The sequence below is a fragment of the Thiomonas sp. 13-64-67 genome, from assembly GCF_002282795.1.
GTDB classification, from domain to species: domain Bacteria; phylum Pseudomonadota; class Gammaproteobacteria; order Burkholderiales; family Burkholderiaceae_C; genus Thiomonas; species Thiomonas arsenitoxydans.
Window position 1 is genome coordinate 1 of the sequence record NZ_NCKP01000139.1, and the last position, 1,180, is coordinate 1,180.

Annotated in this window: 3 protein-coding genes and 1 pseudogene; 2 read left to right on the forward strand and 2 right to left on the reverse strand. The window is 63.1% G+C overall.

Going from position 1 to position 1,180, the window contains the following annotated elements; translation table 11 throughout:
* Both B7X30_RS15645 and B7X30_RS15650 read left to right on the forward strand, forming a co-directional pair.
* A pseudogene (locus B7X30_RS15645) lies at positions 1-228 on the forward strand (sel1 repeat family protein); the annotation flags it as partial.
* Complete coding sequence (locus tag B7X30_RS15650; protein ID WP_286731887.1) at positions 229-507, forward strand: RepB family protein; 279 nt, start codon at positions 229-231, stop codon at positions 505-507.
* Between the two features lie 18 nt (positions 508-525).
* Here B7X30_RS15650 and B7X30_RS15655 read toward each other — a convergent pair whose 3' ends face one another.
* The gene (locus B7X30_RS15655; protein WP_286731890.1) at positions 526-801 is read right to left on the reverse strand and encodes a type II toxin-antitoxin system RelE/ParE family toxin; all 276 of its coding nucleotides are present in this window, start codon (positions 799-801) and stop codon (positions 526-528) included.
* A 2-nt stretch (positions 802-803) separates the two neighbouring features.
* Positions 804-1,004, reverse strand: a complete 201-nt coding sequence (gene relB / locus B7X30_RS15660; RefSeq protein ID WP_286731892.1) for a type II toxin-antitoxin system RelB family antitoxin — start codon at positions 1,002-1,004, stop codon at positions 804-806.
* Positions 1,005-1,180 lie beyond the last annotated feature (176 nt).

The following is a 1,180-nucleotide window of genomic DNA, read 5'->3' on the forward strand; positions in this document are numbered from 1 at the left end:
GCCTTCTTTCAGCGGGCCGCGCGTCAGGATGACCCGGAGGCGATGCACTGGCTGTATCGCTGCTACCGCGAGGGGCTGGGGATCGAGCGGGATGAGAATTTGGCGATGATGTGGCTGCACAAGGCGGCAGCACAGGGCCACGTCATTGCGCAGGCGCAGACTTCGGCCTTGCGGGACTTGGCGGCGCAGCAGTTGGCAGCGGGTGCCGCCGCCCGGCAGGCGGGGTAAATGGCGCAGACGCGCAAGGCGCCTCCGCCACCTCCGCAGACCCCTGGAAGGCCGCGTAAGGGCGAGGTGCGGGAACCGCTGTCAGATGCGGAGCGGGCACGCCGCTATGCGGCCAGAAAACGGGCCAAGGCGCGCAACGCGGCCTTGGTGGCGGTGACGGTGTATCTCTCGCCGCAAGCCACAGACCGGCTCACCGAGCTGGGCATCCGCCGCCAAGCCACGCGGGCCGAGGTGCTGGAAAAACTCATCCTGCAAGCCGATCCGTTCGCGCGGGAGTAGGCGCAGTGTGGATGCCGTTCAGCGCGGGTAGCGTTGCCTAGCGTGAAGCACGTTCAAGACTTCCACCCGATCTGTGACTCGGTACACCACGATGTAGTTGGGATGCGCGACCAGCTCGCGCGTGCCTGAAACGCGCCCGGCACGGTATAGATAAGGATGGGCTGCTGCGGCTGAGACGGCCAGTTCAATCTGTTCAGTCAGCGAGATGGCTGCAGCCTCGTTGCGCAGCGCGATAAACGTGGCAATAGCGGCCAACTCCTCGAGGGCGGATTCCCTCCAGTAGATTGGCAGCATGCCTAGCTGGCGTCTGTTGACCGGCGGCGCGCCGCTGCATCGGCGATCACTTGATGGATTCGGGCCATCGCCTGGTCATGTGGCACCGCAGGTCGTGTATCGGCCAGGCTTTCCAGGACGCGCTGACGAAACCAGGCGTCATGGGCCTGGGCTTCTTCCTGTGTGGCGAACTCGGATTCAATCGGGGATAGGACAGCGTTCATGGTGTGAAAGTTACTGCAGAACGGACGGCAAAGCCAGTGCACTCATCGGGATGGATGCAATACCGCGTGCCAACACTAATCTTCATGCACTCACATCTTCATGTGAGTATGGCTTCATCGCTTCCATGATGAGCTCGGTCAGCGTTTTTTCTTCCCGCAGAGCGCGCGTCTTCCAG